This is a genomic window from Marinovum algicola (genome assembly GCF_900109145.1).
Classification (GTDB): Bacteria; Pseudomonadota; Alphaproteobacteria; order Rhodobacterales; family Rhodobacteraceae; genus Marinovum; species Marinovum algicola.
Genome location: NZ_FNYY01000003.1, coordinates 340,123 through 354,954 on the forward strand (window position 1 = coordinate 340,123; position 14,832 = coordinate 354,954).

Here is a 14,832-nt window from a genome sequence, read left to right on the forward strand (position 1 = left end):
TAGGCGGCAATTTTGCCTCTTTGGTGGATATCTCATGAAACTGTCACAGGCCAATGTCAGGGCAGACCCATGGATATCGGCCTTGTCAGAGGAAGCCCCCATGACCCACAGCCCAGGTTCGGCCTGCCCCTCCGTCACCGCCGTCCGCTGCTGCGATCCGGTGCAGCTTGGCCTGCGCTGGGCCCTGGCAGTCAGCTATCTCACCGCCATCGTGACGCCAGAGGGGGGCGCGGCCCATGTCTGGGCCGGCGCGATGCTTGGCCTCTGTCTTGTCCTGCGGCTGCTCTGGGGTGTGATCGGCCCGCAGAGCGCGGCGCTTGGCGCGCTCTGGCCGGGCCGGGCCGAGATCGCATTGCAGCTGTCCGATCTGGCGCGGGGCGAGCAACGCTTCGATCTCGGGCCATCACCCCTCGGCGCGGTGCTCTCGCTTGTCCTGCTGGCCATGCTGGCGCTGGTGGTGCTCAGTGGCGCCGCGCTGGCGCTTGGCGGCGCGCGCGGCGGGACGGAGGCGATCCACGAGGCGCTGGCCCTGGGCTTTCACGTGGCGCTGGCGGCCTATCTGGCCGGCGTGGTCTGGGCCAGCCTGCACTACCGGGCCAATCTGGTTCTGACCTTGCTCACCGGTGTCAAACCCCTGCCCGATGACCTATACTGGCACAATGGCCCCGACCACGACGCAGCAACCGCGCACCCTCGCGCTGGCAATCCTGGCGCAACTCCTGAGCGCCGGGTATTTCGTCGGCGACGTCATATATGATCTTCTGACCGAAGAATGGACGGCCCCCGAAGAGGCCGACCTGATCCCCGAAGCGCTGATCACGCTGACGCTGGTGTTGGCGATCTTCTTTCAGGTGCGCTATCTGCGGATGCTCTTGCAGCGCAAGACCGCGCTGGAGCGGCAGGTCAGCATCGCGGCGGGCGAGCTGCATCAGGTGATGCAGCGGCATTTCGAGGCCTGGGCCCTGACGCCGGCCGAAAGCGACGTCGCGCTCTTTACCCTCAAGGGGCTGACCATCCCCGAGATTGCCGGCCATCGCGGCTCGGCCGAGGGGACGGTCAAATCCCAGCTCAATGCGATCTATCGCAAGGCGGGGGTGTCCGGGCGCGGCGCGCTGCTCAGCCTTCTGATCGAGGATCTGATGCGCGCACCGCTGTTGACCGGAACCGGAGCTATTGCCCCAGTGCAATCCCTTCCCGGCGCGGATCGGCCCCTCCCATCAGAGCCTCACCCAGCGAAATCGCATGCAGGCCTGACGTAAGCCCGCGCGCATTGACCTCGAACCCCATGTCCGCAAGCGCGGTGGTCAGATCGGCGGCCGAGGTGCTCTCTTCGACGTCATAGGTGCCGAAGCGGTTGACCAGATGCGGCATGGCGACGGCCTGCTGCACATCCATGCCCCAATCGAGCACGGCGATGATCGATTGCGCCACATAGCCGATGATCCGGCTGCCGCCCGGGCTGCCGGTAACCAGCACCGGCGCCCCGTCCCGGAGCACGATGGTCGGCGCCATCGAAGAGCGCGGTCGCTTGCCGGGCTCGACCCGGTTGGCGATGGGCATGCCGTCGGAATGGGTGCGGAAGGAGAAATCGGTCAGCTCGTTGTTGAGCAGGAAGCCGCGCACGAAGAGCCGCGAACCGAAGCCGTTTTCGATTGTCGTAGTCATCGACAGCGCATTGCCCTCGGCATCGACGATCGAGATATGCGAGGTCGAAGGCAGTTCGATGCTCTCGTCATCGGACCAGAGGAAGGCGTGGTCATATTCCGGGGTGCCGGGGCTGACCTCGGGCAGCGCGTCATCGCCCGACAGCAGTTGCGACCGCTCCTCGAGATATGGCGCGGCAACCAGCCCCTGAACCGGCACCGGAACGAAATCGCTGTCGGCCATGTAGCGGCCCCGGTCGGCGAAGGCGAGCCGCGAGGCATCGCCGATCAGCCGCCAGGCCTCTGGCGACGCCGCTCCAAGGGTGGCAAGATCGTAGTGGTCGAGCATGCCGAGGATCTGCCCCACGGTCAGCGCCCCCGACGACGGCGGCCCCATGCCGCAGACCTCATGCGCGCGATAGGGCACGCAGACCGCCGGGCGCTCCTTGACCTGGTAAAGCGCCAGATCGACCGAAGACAGCACGCCGGGATTGCCCTCGGCGCCGCGCACGGTGGCGACGATATCCTCGGCCACCGGCCCGCTGTAGAATGCCTCGCTGCCGCCCTCGGCCATCAGTCGCAGCACCTCGGCATACTCCGGGTTGGTCAGGCTGTCGCCTTCGGCAATCGCCTCGCCGTCGGGAAAGAAATAGCGGGCGGTGGCGGGAAAGCGCTGGAGCCGCTCGGCATCGTCGCGCACCAGCCCGGCCAGACGCGGCGAGACGACAAAGCCGTCTTCTGCCAGCTGCATGGCCCGGTCGAACAGCCCGGCCCAGTTGGACCGGCCCCAGCGGCGATGCGCCTCTTCCATCAGCCGGGGTGTGCCCGGCGTGCCCACCGAAAGCCCGCCGACAACCGCGTCGAAAAATTGCAGCGGTTCGCCGGTCTCGTCCTGAAACAATCGCGGTGTCGCCGCGAGCGGCGCGGTTTCGCGGCCGTCGAGCGTGGTGACTTCGCCGCTCTCGGCGTCGTACCAGACCAGAAAGGCGCCACCGCCCAGCCCCGAGGATTGCGGCTCGACCAGCCCCAGCACGCTCTGCACGGCGACCATGGCGTCGGCGGCGCTGCCGCCGGCGGCCAGCACCTCGGCCCCGGCCTCGACCGCCAGCGGGTTGGCAGCGACCACCATCCACTCCTGCGCCGTGACCGGCATGCCGGCGGCCTTGGCATCCATCGCCGCCTGCGCCTGATCTGACAGCGCCTCGAAGGCGGCGGGCCGGCCGATCTCGGCCTCGGGGGCGACATCGTCGGCGGCCTGCTGCGCCAGCGCCGGCCAGGCGACCAGCGCGGCCAGCGTCATCGTGCCGGAAAAATATCTCATGACGGTATCCTCTCCTCCTGAAATCTACCTCGGAGGGTGCCACCGATCCGGCATCAGGCAAAGCGCCAATTTGCCGGTTGCCCCTTGGGTCACTCTGCGGCAGGCTGACAGCAAACCGGAGCCAGCCGTCATGACGAACCGCATCGCCGTTTACCTGGGACTGGCCATTCTGGCCGCAATCACCGCAGTTTACGTCCTCTCCGGCACCGAGAACTTCCTGTTTCTGGCCAAGAAATTCCTGGAACTCCTGGAGTGGGTCGCCTTCTGGCGCTGAGGCCGGCGATTGACTCTCGGGATCAAATGAGTTTGTTAGCGATAACGGAAATCGGAATCGCCGGGCGGCTCTGGCTGCCCAGTCACTCTGCGCGAAGCTAGGAGAAGATCATGGCTGTTAAAGTTGCCATCAACGGATTTGGACGCATTGGCCGCAACGTTCTGCGCGCCATCATCGAAAGCGACCGCAAGGACATCGACGTCATTGCGATCAACGATCTGGGTCCGGTCGAAACCAATGCGCATCTGCTGCAATTCGACTCTGTGCACGGCCGCTTTCCCGCCGAAGTGACCACCGGCGACGACTGGATCGATGTCGGCCGTGGCAAGATCCGCGTCACCGCCGAGCGCAATCCCGCCGACCTGCCCTGGAAAGACGTCGATGTCGTGCTGGAATGCACCGGCATCTTCACCTCGAAAGAGGCATGCCAGGCGCATCTCGAGAACGGCTCGTCCCGCGTGCTGATCTCGGCCCCGGGCAAGGACGCCGACAAGACCATCGTCTATGGCGTCAACCATGACACGCTGACCGCCGAAGACCTGATCGTTTCGAACGCGTCCTGCACCACCAACTGCCTGTCGCCGGTGGCCAAGGTGCTGAACGACGAGATCGGCATCGCCAAGGGCTTCATGACCACGATCCACAGCTACACCGGCGACCAGCCGACGCTGGACACGATGCACAAGGATCTCTATCGCGCCCGCGCCGCGGCGCTGTCGATGATCCCTACCTCGACCGGTGCCGCCAAGGCCGTGGGTCTGGTGCTGCCCGAGCTGAACGGCAAGCTCGACGGTGTTGCGATCCGCGTCCCCACCCCGAATGTTTCGGTTGTCGATCTGACCTTCGAAGCCGCGCGCGAAACCACGGTCGAGGAGATCAACAACGCGATCCGCGCCGCGGCCGACGGCCCGCTCAAAGGCATCCTCGGCTATACCGACCGTCAGCTGGTGTCCTCGGATTTCAACCACGACCCGCATTCCTCGGTGTTCCACTGCGACCAGACCAAGGTCATGGAGGGCACCATGGTGCGCATCCTGAGCTGGTACGACAATGAATGGGGCTTCTCCAACCGCATGGCCGACACCGCCGTCGCCATGGGCAAGCTGATCTGAGCCCACGCCCGTCGAATTTGAACGAGAGCGCCCCCGCAGACCTGCGGGGGCGTTTCTTTTTGTGGGTCACTGCGGGGAAAGCCCGTGTTTTCAGCGCTTTCAGCTGCACGCCTCATGCATGGCGGCTTTGTCGCGCCGGACGTTGTCCGGCCGCCAAACGGGCCCATATCGCTGCTGTAACCGGCGCGAAAGCGTCAGAACAAAGATCGGGAAAGGACAAACCATGACCCATGCAATGACCACCTTGCGCGACCGCCTGCAAAAACACGTTGCCTATCGCCGCACCGCGAAAGAGCTGCGCAGCCTGCCGCATGGCACGGCCCTGGACCTGGGCATCCGTCAGGGCGATGCCGACAAGATCGCGGCGCGGGCGGTCTATGGCGCCTGATGCGCCAGCCCGCACCGCCTGAGAGACCCCGCGCCCCGGCCATCCCGGGGCGTTTTTATTTGCTGAACTTCTCGGTCAGCGCCTTATGCACCGCCGGCGTGACGAATTTGCTGACATCGCCGCCGAGACGGGCGATTTCCTTGACCAGCTTCGACGCGATCGCCTGATGCCGGGCCTCGGCCATCAGAAAGACGGTCTCGATGGAATCGTCGAGCGCCCGGTTCATGCCAACCATCTGGAATTCATATTCGAAATCCGCCACCGCGCGCAGGCCACGCACGATCACCCCGGCGCCGACGTCGCGGGCACAGTCGATCAGCAGGTTCTCGAAAGGATGCGCGACGATTTCGGTGCCGGTCTGCTCGGCCAGATGGCCGCATTCCCGCTCGATCATCGCCACCCGTTCCTCGAGCGTGAACAACGGGCCCTTGTCGCGGTTGATCGCGACGCCGATGACCAGCCTGTCGACCAGGACGGTCGCCCGGCGGATGATATCGATATGACCTTCGGTGATCGGGTCGAAGGTGCCGGGATAGAGGCCGATGCGCATGAGCAAGTCCGCTTTCGGGTCGTGTCACTTGGCGGATGAATGCCGCGTTGCAGGATGCAGTGTCAAGCGCATCGTCAGAAGTTGCGTGCGATCAGGGCGTTAATGGCCCATGATCATCCCTTCAAGCGCGTCCTTTTCCATCGCCAGTTCTGAGAGGCGCGCCTTGACCACATCCCCCAGGGTGATCAGCCCGACAAGCTCGCCGCCCTCGATCACCGGCATGTGGCGAAAGCGCCCTTCGGTCATCCGCGCCAGTATGGTATCGGCCTTTTCGTCGCGGGTCGCGGTTTCCAGATCGCTGGTCATATAGGCCTCGACCTTTTCAGAGAGGCAGGCGCCGCCGGTCTTGGCGAGTTCCCGAACGATGTCGCGTTCCGACAGGATCCCCATGGCCGTCTTGCCACCATCGGCCGAGACGATCACCGTCCCGATGCGCTTTTCGGCCAGGATTTCCGCCGCTTCCGAGACCAGAGTGCCGGGGGGCACGGTAAAGACAGTTGCATCTGCCTTGGACTTGAGAATCTGCTGGACCAGCATCGCGTGCTCCTTGCCTTGCTTCTTGCGTTCAGCTTTCCCGCAAGTCCTTCGCCTGTCAACCAATCCTAAAGACTTATTCCGCCAAGTGTTCGAGACGGGCCACTTCATCGCGCATTTCCGCCACAAGCGCCGCGGCAAAGCGGTTCATGCGGTCGAGACGCCGGTCATCGGCATGCCGCACCAGATAAAAGGCCCGGGTCAGAGAGATCTCCTGCGCCAGCACCTTGCGCAACTCTGGCGCGAAGGGCAGCGCAAAATCATGCACGATGCCGATCCCCCCGCCCTGGCGCAGCCAGTTGAGCTGGACCGAGACCGAGTTCGACGCCAGGTGCACCTGGTCGAGGCCCAGTTCCGAGAGGTAGTCGAGCTCGCGGTCGAAGATCATGTCGGAGATGTAGCCGACGACTCGGTGCCCCCTGAGATCGCCCGGGGCGGCGATCGGCGATCTCGACGCCAGATAGGCCTCGGCTGCGGCGATGTGCAGGTGATAATCGGCGATCTTCTGCACGCTGAGCCGCCCGGCGGTGGGCGGACTGACCGAGATCGCCAGATCGGCCTCGCGCTTCGACAGGTTGACGACACGCGGCTGACTGAGGATCTGGATTTCCAGCTCGGGATTGTCGCGCGACAACGCCGCGCAGACCCGGGGCAGCAGGAAGTTGGCGCAGCCGTCCGGCGCCCCGATGCGGATCTGTCCGGTCAGCCCCTCGGTCGCCCCTGCCAGCGCCTCCACGGCCCCCTGGGTGGCCTGTTCGGCCTGTTCCGCATGCGGCAACAACCGCTGGCCCGCATCGGTCAGCGCATAGCCTTGCGGCGATTTGGCAAACAGCGGCTGGCCCAGCCGCTGTTCAAGCCGCGCCACGCGCCGCCCCACCGTCGCCGGATCGATCCGCAGTGCACGGCCTGCCGCTGACAGGCTTTCCTGCCGTGCCACGGCAAGAAAGACACGGAAATCATCCCAAGGGTCCATACGGGCATCCTTTGCAATAATGCAAAACCTCTTTGGCACATTGCGCCTACCCATGGCGAAATTGCAAGACTAAGCTCTGCGCAAAGAACCCCAGGAGGATCCCATGGACGTGATCAAGAATTACATCGACGGCCAGATGGTCGAGAGCAGCTCAAGCCGCACCGCCGACGTGATGAACCCGGCCACCGGCGAAGTTCAGGCGCAGGTCAGGCTCTCCAGCAAGGACGAGCTTGACGCCGCCGTCGCCAAGGCGGCCGAAGCGCAAAAGGCCTGGGGCGCGACCAACCCGCAGCGCCGCGCCCGGGTGATGATGAAATTCGGCCAGCTGATCAACCAGCACATGGACGAGCTGGCCGAGCTGGTCAGCCGCGAACACGGCAAGACCCTGCCCGACGCCAGGGGCGACGTGCAGCGCGGGCTCGAGGTGATCGAGGTCTGCATGGGCGCGCCGCATCTGCTCAAGGGCGAGCACACCAATGACGGCGGCCCCGGCATCGACCTCTATTCCATGCGCCAGCCGCTCGGTGTCGTGGCCGGTATCACGCCCTTCAACTTCCCGGCGATGATCCCGCTGTGGAAGATGGGCCCTGCCCTCGCCTCCGGCAACGCGATGATCCTGAAACCCTCCGAGCGGGTGCCCTCGACCTCGCTGCGCCTCGCCGAGCTGCTGCAAGAGGCCGGCCTGCCCGATGGTGTGCTTCAGGTGGTCAACGGCGACAAGGAGGTCGTCGACGCGATCCTCGACAATGACACCATTGCCGCTGTGGGGTTTGTCGGCTCGACCCCGATCGCGCAATACATCTATGGCCGTGCCTGCTCCAACGGCAAACGCGCCCAGTGCTTTGGCGGCGCCAAGAACCACATGATCATCATGCCCGACGCCGATCTCGACAAGGCGGCCGATGCGCTGGTGGGCGCGGGCTACGGCGCGGCGGGCGAACGCTGCATGGCGATCTCGGTCGCGGTGCCGGTGGGCGCGGAGACCGCCGACCGTCTGGTCGAGAAACTCGTGCCGCGCGTCGAAAAGCTGAAAGTCGGGCCTTATACCGCCGGCGATGACGTCGATTTCGGCCCGGTCATCACCGCCCAGGCCAAGGCACGGATCAACGGGCTGATCGACAGCGGTGTCGAGCAAGGCGCCAAGCTGGTGGTCGACGGCCGTGGCTTTCAATTGCAGGGCTATGAGAACGGCTTCTTCTGCGGGCCGTCGCTGTTTGACAATGTCACCCCCGAAATGGACATCTACCGCGAAGAGATCTTCGGTCCGGTGCTGAGCCAGGTGCGGATGGACAGCTATGAAGACGCGCTGAACCTGATCATCGACAACGACTACGGCAATGGCACCGCGATCTATACCGCCGATGGCGACACCGCGCGCGACTTTGCCCATCGGGTCAATGTCGGCATGGTCGGAATCAACTTTCCGATCCCGGTGCCGCTGTCGTATCACACCTTTGGCGGCTGGAAAAAATCGGCCTTCGGCGACCTCAACCAATACGGCCCCGATGCCTTCCGGTTTTACACCAAGACCAAGACCGTTACCGCGCGCTGGTTTTCGGGAATCAAGGAAGGCGGCGAATTCAACTTCAAGGCGATGGATTAATCGCTCAGAGTGATAATTCCAAAAGGGTGGCCTTGCGGTCGCCCTTTTTTGCATCAAGCGCTTTGGCGGGTCATTGTCCGCCCGGTTAATTTACGCAAATCGGATACATCATCACAAGACCGTGACGATGGCGTCAAATACCCCTTGCAACCACTCGTTTTTATGGAGTTTCCCGACATGTGCCGTCATGGTGATGGCAAGCTGACCCGCTTTTTCCCCTGATGTTCCTTGGAACACGAAGCTTAATGGCGGCACCGCAAGGTCGGGAGAGGTAAATGCGTTACAAGTTCGATGTCGATCACGACCGGGGTTTATTTTTGCTGCGACTGGACGGGCGGATCGGCGCACAGGACATGGCTGATTTGTTCCAGGAACTCGCGGCCAGTCCCGATCGAAAGCCGGATCAGAATGTCTTTTGCGACCTGACCGGATTGGAACGTGCCGATCTCAGCTTTACCCAGGTGATGAGCCTGACGCGTTCGCGCACCGGCTTCTATGAGCAGGCCAAAGAGGTTCGGGTGGCCATCCTGGCCCCGAACGACATCGGCTTCGGCACCGCGCGGATGTATCTGGCGCTCATGCAGGGCTTTGACGGGATCACGGCGGATGTGTTCCGCGACCGCGCCGAAGCGGCAAGATTTCTCGCCGTGGCGCCCGAAACGCTGCGGGTTCCCTGACGGCGCCGGATGCTTAATATTGCGCGCCGCCAGCAGGTTATGGCAGGCTCGTCGCAATGCGCAGCAGCCGGGCGAAGGGACCGACGCAATGGCCACACCCGAGTTCACCATCGGCATCGAAGAGGAATACCTGCTGGTCGACCGCGACAACCTCGCCCTGGTCGAGGTGCCCGACGACATGATGGCCGATTGCAAGCAGGCGCTGGCCGATCAGGTGAGCCCGGAGTACATGCAGTGCCAGATCGAGATCGGCACCGGCGTCTGCGAGGACGTCGGCCAGGCCCGCGATGACCTGCGTCACCTGCGCCGGACGATTGCCGATTGCGCCGCCAGGCACAACGCCGCGCCGATTGCCGCCTCATGCCACCCCTTCGCCGACTGGAAAAACCAGCACCACACCGACAAGGAACGCTACAACCGGATCCGCCAGGATCTGGGCGGAGTGATGCGACGGATGCTGATCTGCGGGATGCATGTGCATGTCGGCCTGAACGACGACCCGCTGCGGGCCGACCTGCTGCGTCAGCTCAGCTATTTTCTGCCGCATCTCCTGGCGCTGTCCACCTCTTCGCCGTTCTGGCAGGGCGAAGACACCGGATTGAGCTCTTACCGGCTGTCGGTTTTCGACAATCTTCCGCGCACCGGCCTGCCGCCGCAGCTTAGCTCCTGGGACGAATACGAACGTTCCGTCAAGGCGCTGGTCGATCTTGGGCTGATCGAGGACAGCACCAAGATCTGGTGGGATCTGCGCCCCAGCCACAGCTTTCCCACGCTCGAGACGCGGATTTGTGATGTCTGCCCGCGGATGGAAGACACGCTGGCGGTGGCGGCGGTGATCCAATGCCTGCACCGCATGTTGTGGCGCCTGCGCACCCGCAACCAGCGCTGGCGGATCTACGACCGCTTCCTGATCTCGGAAAACCGCTGGCGGGCCCAGCGCTATGGTATCGAGGAAGGATTGATCGATTTCGGCCGGGGCGAGATCGTACCGATGGATGAGCTGACCAACGAGTTGATCGGCCTGTTGCACGAGGACGCCGAGGCGCTGAACTGTGTCGAAGAGCTGATGCACCTGCGCACCATCCTCGACCGCGGCACCTCTGCAATGCGCCAGCGCGCGGTTCGTGTCGCGGCCGAGGCCGCCGGCGCTGATCATGACACCCAGATGCGCGCGGTGGTCAGCCATCTGATCGAGGATTTTCAGGCCGACCTGTGAAAGAAACCGATCTCTACCCCCATGTGAAGGCGCTGCTTGTGGCGCAGGGCTATGACGTGAAAGCCGAGATCGGCGCCGCCGACGTCGTGGCCCTGCGCCCCGGCGAGGACGAGCCGGTGATCGTCGAGCTGAAGACCGGCTTTGCGCTGACCCTGTTTCACCAGGCCGTGGCGCGGCAGGCGATGACGGATTTTGTCTATGTCGCGGTGCCGCGCCTGCCCGGCAAGCGATTCCTGCGGGCGCTCAAGGACAACAAGACCCTGTGCCGCCGGCTCGGGCTCGGGCTGATCACCGTGCGGCTGAGCGATGGCCATACCGAGATCCACCTCGACCCCGCGCCTTATGCGCCGCGCAAGGTCAAGGCGCGCAAGTCCCGGCTGTTGCGCGAATTTGCCCGCCGCGAGGGCGACCCCAATCTCGGCGGTGCCGCGCGCAGTGGCCCGCTGGTCACCGCCTATCGGCAGGACGCGGTCAAGATCGCCCTGCATCTGCGGCGCCATGGCGCCTCGAAATGTGCCGAGATCCGCGCGGTCACCGGCGTCACCACCGCCACCCGCATCATGGCCGACGACCATTATGGCTGGTTCGAGCGGGTCACGCGCGGCGTCTATCAGCTTACCCCGCGCGGGACCGAGGCGATGGGCAACGGCGAAGACACCGAGCTGTGACGTATTGGCCTGCTTGGGCCGCGCCACCACGCCCGCCCTGCCATCTTTTTGACCTGTTCCCTGACCTGTCCGGCCCCGACTGGCCAAAAAGTTTCTTGCAAACTGCCCCTCATCTCCGCGATAATTGAACAGGCATTCAATTCACGGCAAGGGGGAGCGCCGCGACATGGACTTTGCACTCACCGAGGAACAGACCGCCATTTTCGACATGGCACATGCGTTCGGGCAGGAGCATATCGCGCCCCATGCCCGGCAATGGGAGGCCGAGGGCTCGATTCCCAAGGATCTCTGGCCGCGGATCGGCGAGCTGGGCCTTGGCGGGCTCTACGTCTCCGAAGAGAGCGGCGGCTCCGGCCTGTCGCGGCTCGACGCGACGCTGGTCTTCGAGGCGCTGAGCATGGCCTGCCCCTCGGTGGCGGCCTTCCTGTCGATCCACAACATGTGCGCCAAGATGATCGACAGCTTTGGCTCCGACGATCTCAAGGCCCGGGTGCTGCCCAAGGCAGTGTCGATGGAGACGGTGTTCTCTTACTGTCTGACCGAGCCGGGCTCGGGCTCTGACGCCGCCGGGCTCAAGACCCGCGCCGCCAAGACCAACGAAGGCTATCGCCTGACCGGCACCAAGGCCTTCATCTCGGGCGGCGGCTATTCCGACGCCTATATCGTGATGTGCCGCACCGGCGATGACAGCCCGCGCGGCATCTCGGCGATGATCGTCGAAGACGGCACAGAGGGGCTGAGCTTTGGCGGGCTCGAAGACAAGATGGGCTGGAAGAGCCAGCCGACCCGCCAGGTGCAGCTCGACGATTGTCTGGTGCCGGCCGAGAACCTGCTGGGCGCGGAAGGCAGTGGCTTCAAATACGCCATGGCCGGGCTCGACGGCGGGCGGCTCAATATCTCGGCCTGTTCGCTGGGCGCGGCGCAGAGCGGGCTGAACCTGACGCTGGACTACATGGGCGAGCGCAAGGCCTTTGGCCAGCCGATCGACCAGTTCCAGGCGTTGCAGTTCCGCCTGGCAGACATGGAGATCAACCTACAGGCCGCCCGTGTCTTTCTGCGGCAGGCAGCCTGGAAACTGGATTCCGGCGCGCCTGATGCCACCCCGGCCTGCGCCATGGCGAAAAAATTTGTGACCGAGACCGGAAGCCAGGTTGTGGATCAGTGCCTTCAGCTGCACGGTGGCTATGGCTATCTCGCCGATTACGGGATCGAAAAACTGGTACGCGATCTGCGCGTGCATCAGATCCTCGAAGGCACAAATGAAATCATGCGCGTGATCGTCGCGCGCCACCTGCTGAAGAACAGATGACCGATATCTCGATACGCAAGACCGGCCGCGCCGGCCGCGTCACCCTCAGCCGCCCCGAGGCGCTCAACGCGCTGACGCATGACATGTGCCTGGCGATCGACGCCGCGCTCCGGGAGTGGGCCGCCGACACCGATGTCGCAATGCTGATCATCGATGCCGAGGGCGAAAAGGCGTTCTGCGCCGGTGGCGATATCGCCGAAATGTATGCCAGTGGGTTGCGCGGCGATTATGAATATGGCCGGCGGTTCTGGCGCGACGAATACCGGATGAATGCCCGGCTGTTCCAGTTTCCCAAGCCTGTGGCGAGCTTCATGCAGGGCTTCACCATGGGCGGCGGCGTCGGCGTATCCTGTCACGGCTCGCACCGGATCGTGGCGGAAAGCTCGCGCATCGCCATGCCGGAATGCGGCATCGGTCTGGTGCCGGACGTGGGCGGCAGCCTGCTGCTGGCGCAGGCGCCGGGGCGGCTTGGGGAATACCTCGGTCTCACCGGCGCACGCATGGGCCCCGGCGATGCGATCCACGCCGGATTTGCCGATTGCTACATTCCCGAGGCCGACTGGCCGGCGCTGATCGAGGTGCTGGAACGCACCGGCGAATGGACCATGATCGACCGCTCCTGTGTGACCCCGCCGGAAAGCCGGCTGGCCGCGCTCCAGCCCGAGATCGACGCCACCTTCGGCGGCGAAACCCTGCTGGACGTGGTCAATGCGCTGGATCACCACGACAGCGCATTTGCCACCGAGACGCTGAAGATGCTCGAACGCAACTGCCCGCTTTCGATGGGCGCGACGCTCGAGATGGTGCACCGGCTGCGCGGCCCCGGTGGCGACATCCGCCGCGCGCTCGAGACCGAATACCGCTTTTCCGCCCGTGCGATGGAACATGGCGACTTTCTCGAAGGCATTCGCGCGGCGATCATCGACAAGGACAAGAGCCCGAAGTGGAGCGACGATCTGCGCGGGCTGAAACCGCCGCGGGTCACGCAGATGCTGCAACCGCTGGGCAAGGACGGGCTGACATTCGGGGAGGATGCAAAATGAAGATCGGGTTTATCGGATTGGGCAACATGGGCGGGCCAATGGCCGCCAATCTGGCCAAGGCCGGCCATGAGGTCACGGGCTTCGACACTGCCGACGTCGAGATCGAGGGCGTGGCGAAGGCCGGCTCTGCCACCGAGGTGGCAAGCGGCGCGCAGGTGGTCATCACCATGCTGCCCAATGGCGCGATCCTGCGCGCCGTCGCCGATGAAATCATTCCGGCGATGGAAAAAGGCGCGGTCTTCCTCGATTGCTCGACCGTCGATGTGGAAAGCGCCCGCGTCGTGGCCGAACAGGCCCAGGCCGCCGGGCTCGAGCCGCTCGACGCGCCGGTTTCCGGCGGAGTCACCGGGGCGGCGGCGGGCACGCTGACCTTCATGGTGGGCGGCTCCGACATGGGCTTTGCCGCCGTGAAAGAGCTGTTTGACGTGATGGGCCAGAAAGCAGTGCTCTGCGGCCCCTCGGGCAATGGTCAGGCGGCCAAGATCTGCAACAACATGATCCTCGGTGTCACCATGATCGCCACCTGCGAGGCCTTTGCCCTGGCCGACAAGCTGGGCCTCGACCGGCAGGCGATGTTCGACGTGGTCTCGACCTCATCGGGGTACAGCTGGTCGATGAACGCCTATTGCCCGGCCCCCGGCATCGGCCCGAAAAGCCCCGCCGACAACGGCTATCAGCCCGGCTTCGCGGCCGAATTGATGCTGAAGGATCTGCGACTGGCCCAGCAGGCGGCGGAAGCCGCGGATGCGGACACGCCCATGGGTCAGGCAGCGCGCGATCTCTATGCGCAATTCGTCGAAAACGAGGACGGGTCGGGCCGAGATTTCTCGGCCATGTTGCCCCGGTTCGAAACCCGGAGCCGTGGCTGAGGAACCGGGCGCAAAGCTGGCGCGTTGACGTTGCAGTTCATACTGCGAGGAACGCCATGACCCGCTTCATCTCTCCGTTCGCCCTTGCCGCCGCGCTTTCGCTGCCCTTCGCCGCCGAGGCGGCCCCGACCCAGATGCCCCGGCCGGATGTTCAGGCCAATGCCGTGGCGGGTGCCGACCTGTTGCTCGTCAAGGACAAAGACAAGAAGAAGGGCAAGAAAAAGGCCAAGCTGAAAAAGAAGAAGAAAAAGGACAAGTCGAAAGACAAGGGCAAGGTCAAAGCCAAGATCGACATCAAGGACGACAAGGCCAAGATCGAGATCAAGGATGGCAAGGACACAGATGAGATTGAACAGCCCCATTTTTCGATTTTGTGCTATTCTTGAGGCGCGGGTGACCACGTGGCGAAGGACGGGACGTGAGGTTCAAGTCCCGTCACGCAGCCTTGTCATAGTCGTTCCTCGGGTGTGGCGCCCGCACCCTTCCGCGGCTTCTTCTTTCGCCAGCCCTCCATCATGCGGCGATAGGCGATTTCTGACAGTTCGGCGCCTGCGCGGTCGGCACGCCGGCGATGTGGCAGATTGTAGTCTGCCGTGGCGCCCTTTTTTCCGCGTTCAGAAGGCATCCCGGCAGCGAGTTCCATGGACCGGCG

General features: G+C 64.3%; 17 protein-coding genes and 1 pseudogene. 13 read left to right on the plus strand and 5 right to left on the minus strand.

What is annotated here, in order from left to right; all coding sequences use genetic code 11:
• The first annotated feature begins 100 nt into the window (after window positions 1–100).
• Together BMW90_RS07085 and BMW90_RS07090 are read left to right on the plus strand one after the other, a co-directional pair.
• Window positions 101–757 carry a cytochrome b/b6 domain-containing protein gene (locus BMW90_RS07085; RefSeq protein WP_074835774.1) on the plus strand — a complete coding sequence of 219 codons (657 nt, stop codon included), beginning with the start codon at window positions 101–103 and terminating at the stop codon, window positions 755–757.
• Window positions 660–1,259, plus strand: a complete 600-nt coding sequence (locus tag BMW90_RS07090; protein ID WP_074835776.1) for a helix-turn-helix transcriptional regulator — start codon at window positions 660–662, stop codon at window positions 1,257–1,259. Before BMW90_RS07085 ends, BMW90_RS07090 begins: the two co-directional genes overlap by 98 nt.
• Here the strand turns inward: BMW90_RS07090 and ggt are convergent.
• The gene (gene ggt, locus BMW90_RS07095; protein ID WP_074835778.1) at window positions 1,171–2,964 is read right to left on the minus strand and encodes a gamma-glutamyltransferase; all 1,794 of its coding nucleotides are present in this window, start codon (window positions 2,962–2,964) and stop codon (window positions 1,171–1,173) included. The genes BMW90_RS07090 and ggt overlap by 89 nt on opposite strands.
• Window positions 2,965–3,094: 130 nt before the next feature.
• Here ggt and BMW90_RS26650 point away from each other — a divergent pair, with 130 nt between their 5' ends.
• From BMW90_RS26650 to BMW90_RS26655, 3 genes are all read left to right on the plus strand, one after another.
• The gene (locus BMW90_RS26650; RefSeq protein WP_048533793.1) at window positions 3,095–3,238 is read left to right on the plus strand and encodes a hypothetical protein; all 144 of its coding nucleotides are present in this window, start codon (window positions 3,095–3,097) and stop codon (window positions 3,236–3,238) included.
• Between the two features lie 110 nt (window positions 3,239–3,348).
• The gene (gene gap / locus BMW90_RS07100) at window positions 3,349–4,350 is read left to right on the plus strand and encodes a type I glyceraldehyde-3-phosphate dehydrogenase (RefSeq protein ID WP_048531947.1); all 1,002 of its coding nucleotides are present in this window, start codon (window positions 3,349–3,351) and stop codon (window positions 4,348–4,350) included.
• 223 nt (window positions 4,351–4,573) lie between these two features.
• Entirely contained in the window at window positions 4,574–4,738 is a 165-nt protein-coding gene (locus tag BMW90_RS26655; protein WP_170850518.1) for a hypothetical protein, read from the plus strand.
• Between the two features lie 55 nt (window positions 4,739–4,793).
• On the opposite strand, the gene coaD is transcribed toward BMW90_RS26655, so the two are convergent.
• The 3 genes from coaD to BMW90_RS07115 all read right to left on the minus strand — a co-directional run bounded on the left by coaD (window position 4,794) and on the right by BMW90_RS07115 (window position 6,795).
• Window positions 4,794–5,288 (minus strand): pantetheine-phosphate adenylyltransferase, encoded by a 495-nt coding sequence (gene coaD / locus BMW90_RS07105; RefSeq protein ID WP_048531948.1) that lies wholly within the window; start codon window positions 5,286–5,288, stop codon window positions 4,794–4,796.
• 99 nt (window positions 5,289–5,387) lie between these two features.
• On the minus strand, window positions 5,388–5,825 hold the full coding sequence (locus BMW90_RS07110) for a CBS domain-containing protein (RefSeq protein WP_048531949.1): 438 nt from the start codon (window positions 5,823–5,825) through the stop codon (window positions 5,388–5,390).
• A gap of 73 nt (window positions 5,826–5,898) precedes the next feature.
• Entirely contained in the window at window positions 5,899–6,795 is an 897-nt protein-coding gene (locus BMW90_RS07115) for a LysR family transcriptional regulator (protein ID WP_074835779.1), read from the minus strand.
• Window positions 6,796–6,898: 103 nt separating this feature from the next.
• Between BMW90_RS07115 and BMW90_RS07120 the strand changes: the two genes are divergently transcribed.
• From BMW90_RS07120 to BMW90_RS07155, 8 genes are all read left to right on the plus strand, one after another.
• Window positions 6,899–8,398, plus strand: a complete 1,500-nt coding sequence (locus tag BMW90_RS07120; RefSeq protein WP_074835781.1) for a CoA-acylating methylmalonate-semialdehyde dehydrogenase — start codon at window positions 6,899–6,901, stop codon at window positions 8,396–8,398.
• A 275-nt stretch (window positions 8,399–8,673) separates the two neighbouring features.
• Complete coding sequence (locus BMW90_RS07125; RefSeq protein WP_074835782.1) at window positions 8,674–9,075, plus strand: hypothetical protein; 402 nt, start codon at window positions 8,674–8,676, stop codon at window positions 9,073–9,075.
• 88 nt (window positions 9,076–9,163) lie between these two features.
• Entirely contained in the window at window positions 9,164–10,291 is a 1,128-nt protein-coding gene (locus BMW90_RS07130; protein WP_074835784.1) for a carboxylate-amine ligase, read from the plus strand.
• Window positions 10,288–10,959 (plus strand): DUF2161 domain-containing phosphodiesterase, encoded by a 672-nt coding sequence (locus tag BMW90_RS07135; RefSeq protein ID WP_074835785.1) that lies wholly within the window; start codon window positions 10,288–10,290, stop codon window positions 10,957–10,959. Before BMW90_RS07130 ends, BMW90_RS07135 begins: the two co-directional genes overlap by 4 nt.
• Window positions 10,960–11,125: 166 nt before the next feature.
• Window positions 11,126–12,268 (plus strand): acyl-CoA dehydrogenase family protein, encoded by a 1,143-nt coding sequence (locus tag BMW90_RS07140; RefSeq protein ID WP_074835787.1) that lies wholly within the window; start codon window positions 11,126–11,128, stop codon window positions 12,266–12,268.
• A complete protein-coding gene (locus BMW90_RS07145) occupies window positions 12,265–13,311 on the plus strand; it encodes an enoyl-CoA hydratase/isomerase family protein (protein WP_074835788.1) in 1,047 nt (348 codons plus the stop codon). Before BMW90_RS07140 ends, BMW90_RS07145 begins: the two co-directional genes overlap by 4 nt.
• A complete protein-coding gene (gene mmsB, locus BMW90_RS07150; RefSeq protein WP_074835790.1) occupies window positions 13,308–14,180 on the plus strand; it encodes a 3-hydroxyisobutyrate dehydrogenase in 873 nt (290 codons plus the stop codon). Before BMW90_RS07145 ends, mmsB begins: the two co-directional genes overlap by 4 nt.
• Window positions 14,181–14,236: 56 nt before the next feature.
• Window positions 14,237–14,566, plus strand: a complete 330-nt coding sequence (locus tag BMW90_RS07155; protein WP_074835791.1) for a hypothetical protein — start codon at window positions 14,237–14,239, stop codon at window positions 14,564–14,566.
• A gap of 62 nt (window positions 14,567–14,628) precedes the next feature.
• Here BMW90_RS07155 and BMW90_RS26870 read toward each other — a convergent pair.
• A pseudogene (locus BMW90_RS26870) lies at window positions 14,629–14,832 on the minus strand (hypothetical protein); the annotation flags it as partial.

Excerpts from the sequence above, each read along its gene's own strand:
- gap (WP_048531947.1), top strand. The coding sequence starts at position 3,349 with ATGGCTGTTAAAGTTGCCATCAACGGATTTGGACGCATTGGCCGCAAC.
- mmsB (WP_074835790.1), top strand. The coding sequence starts at position 13,308 with ATGAAGATCGGGTTTATCGGATTGGGCAACATGGGCGGGCCAATGGCC.
- BMW90_RS07140 (WP_074835787.1), top strand. The coding sequence starts at position 11,126 with ATGGACTTTGCACTCACCGAGGAACAGACCGCCATTTTCGACATGGCA.
- BMW90_RS07120 (WP_074835781.1), top strand. The coding sequence starts at position 6,899 with ATGGACGTGATCAAGAATTACATCGACGGCCAGATGGTCGAGAGCAGC.
- BMW90_RS07125 (WP_074835782.1), top strand. The coding sequence starts at position 8,674 with ATGCGTTACAAGTTCGATGTCGATCACGACCGGGGTTTATTTTTGCTG.
- BMW90_RS26655 (WP_170850518.1), top strand. The coding sequence starts at position 4,574 with ATGACCCATGCAATGACCACCTTGCGCGACCGCCTGCAAAAACACGTT.
- ggt (WP_074835778.1), bottom strand. The coding sequence starts at position 2,964 with ATGAGATATTTTTCCGGCACGATGACGCTGGCCGCGCTGGTCGCCTGG.
- BMW90_RS07090 (WP_074835776.1), top strand. The coding sequence starts at position 660 with ATGGCCCCGACCACGACGCAGCAACCGCGCACCCTCGCGCTGGCAATC.
- BMW90_RS07110 (WP_048531949.1), bottom strand. The coding sequence starts at position 5,825 with ATGCTGGTCCAGCAGATTCTCAAGTCCAAGGCAGATGCAACTGTCTTT.
- BMW90_RS07130 (WP_074835784.1), top strand. The coding sequence starts at position 9,164 with ATGGCCACACCCGAGTTCACCATCGGCATCGAAGAGGAATACCTGCTG.
- BMW90_RS07145 (WP_074835788.1), top strand. The coding sequence starts at position 12,265 with ATGACCGATATCTCGATACGCAAGACCGGCCGCGCCGGCCGCGTCACC.
- BMW90_RS07085 (WP_074835774.1), top strand. The coding sequence starts at position 101 with ATGACCCACAGCCCAGGTTCGGCCTGCCCCTCCGTCACCGCCGTCCGC.
- BMW90_RS07115 (WP_074835779.1), bottom strand. The coding sequence starts at position 6,795 with ATGGACCCTTGGGATGATTTCCGTGTCTTTCTTGCCGTGGCACGGCAG.
- BMW90_RS07155 (WP_074835791.1), top strand. The coding sequence starts at position 14,237 with ATGACCCGCTTCATCTCTCCGTTCGCCCTTGCCGCCGCGCTTTCGCTG.
- coaD (WP_048531948.1), bottom strand. The coding sequence starts at position 5,288 with ATGCGCATCGGCCTCTATCCCGGCACCTTCGACCCGATCACCGAAGGT.
- BMW90_RS26650 (WP_048533793.1), top strand. The coding sequence starts at position 3,095 with ATGACGAACCGCATCGCCGTTTACCTGGGACTGGCCATTCTGGCCGCA.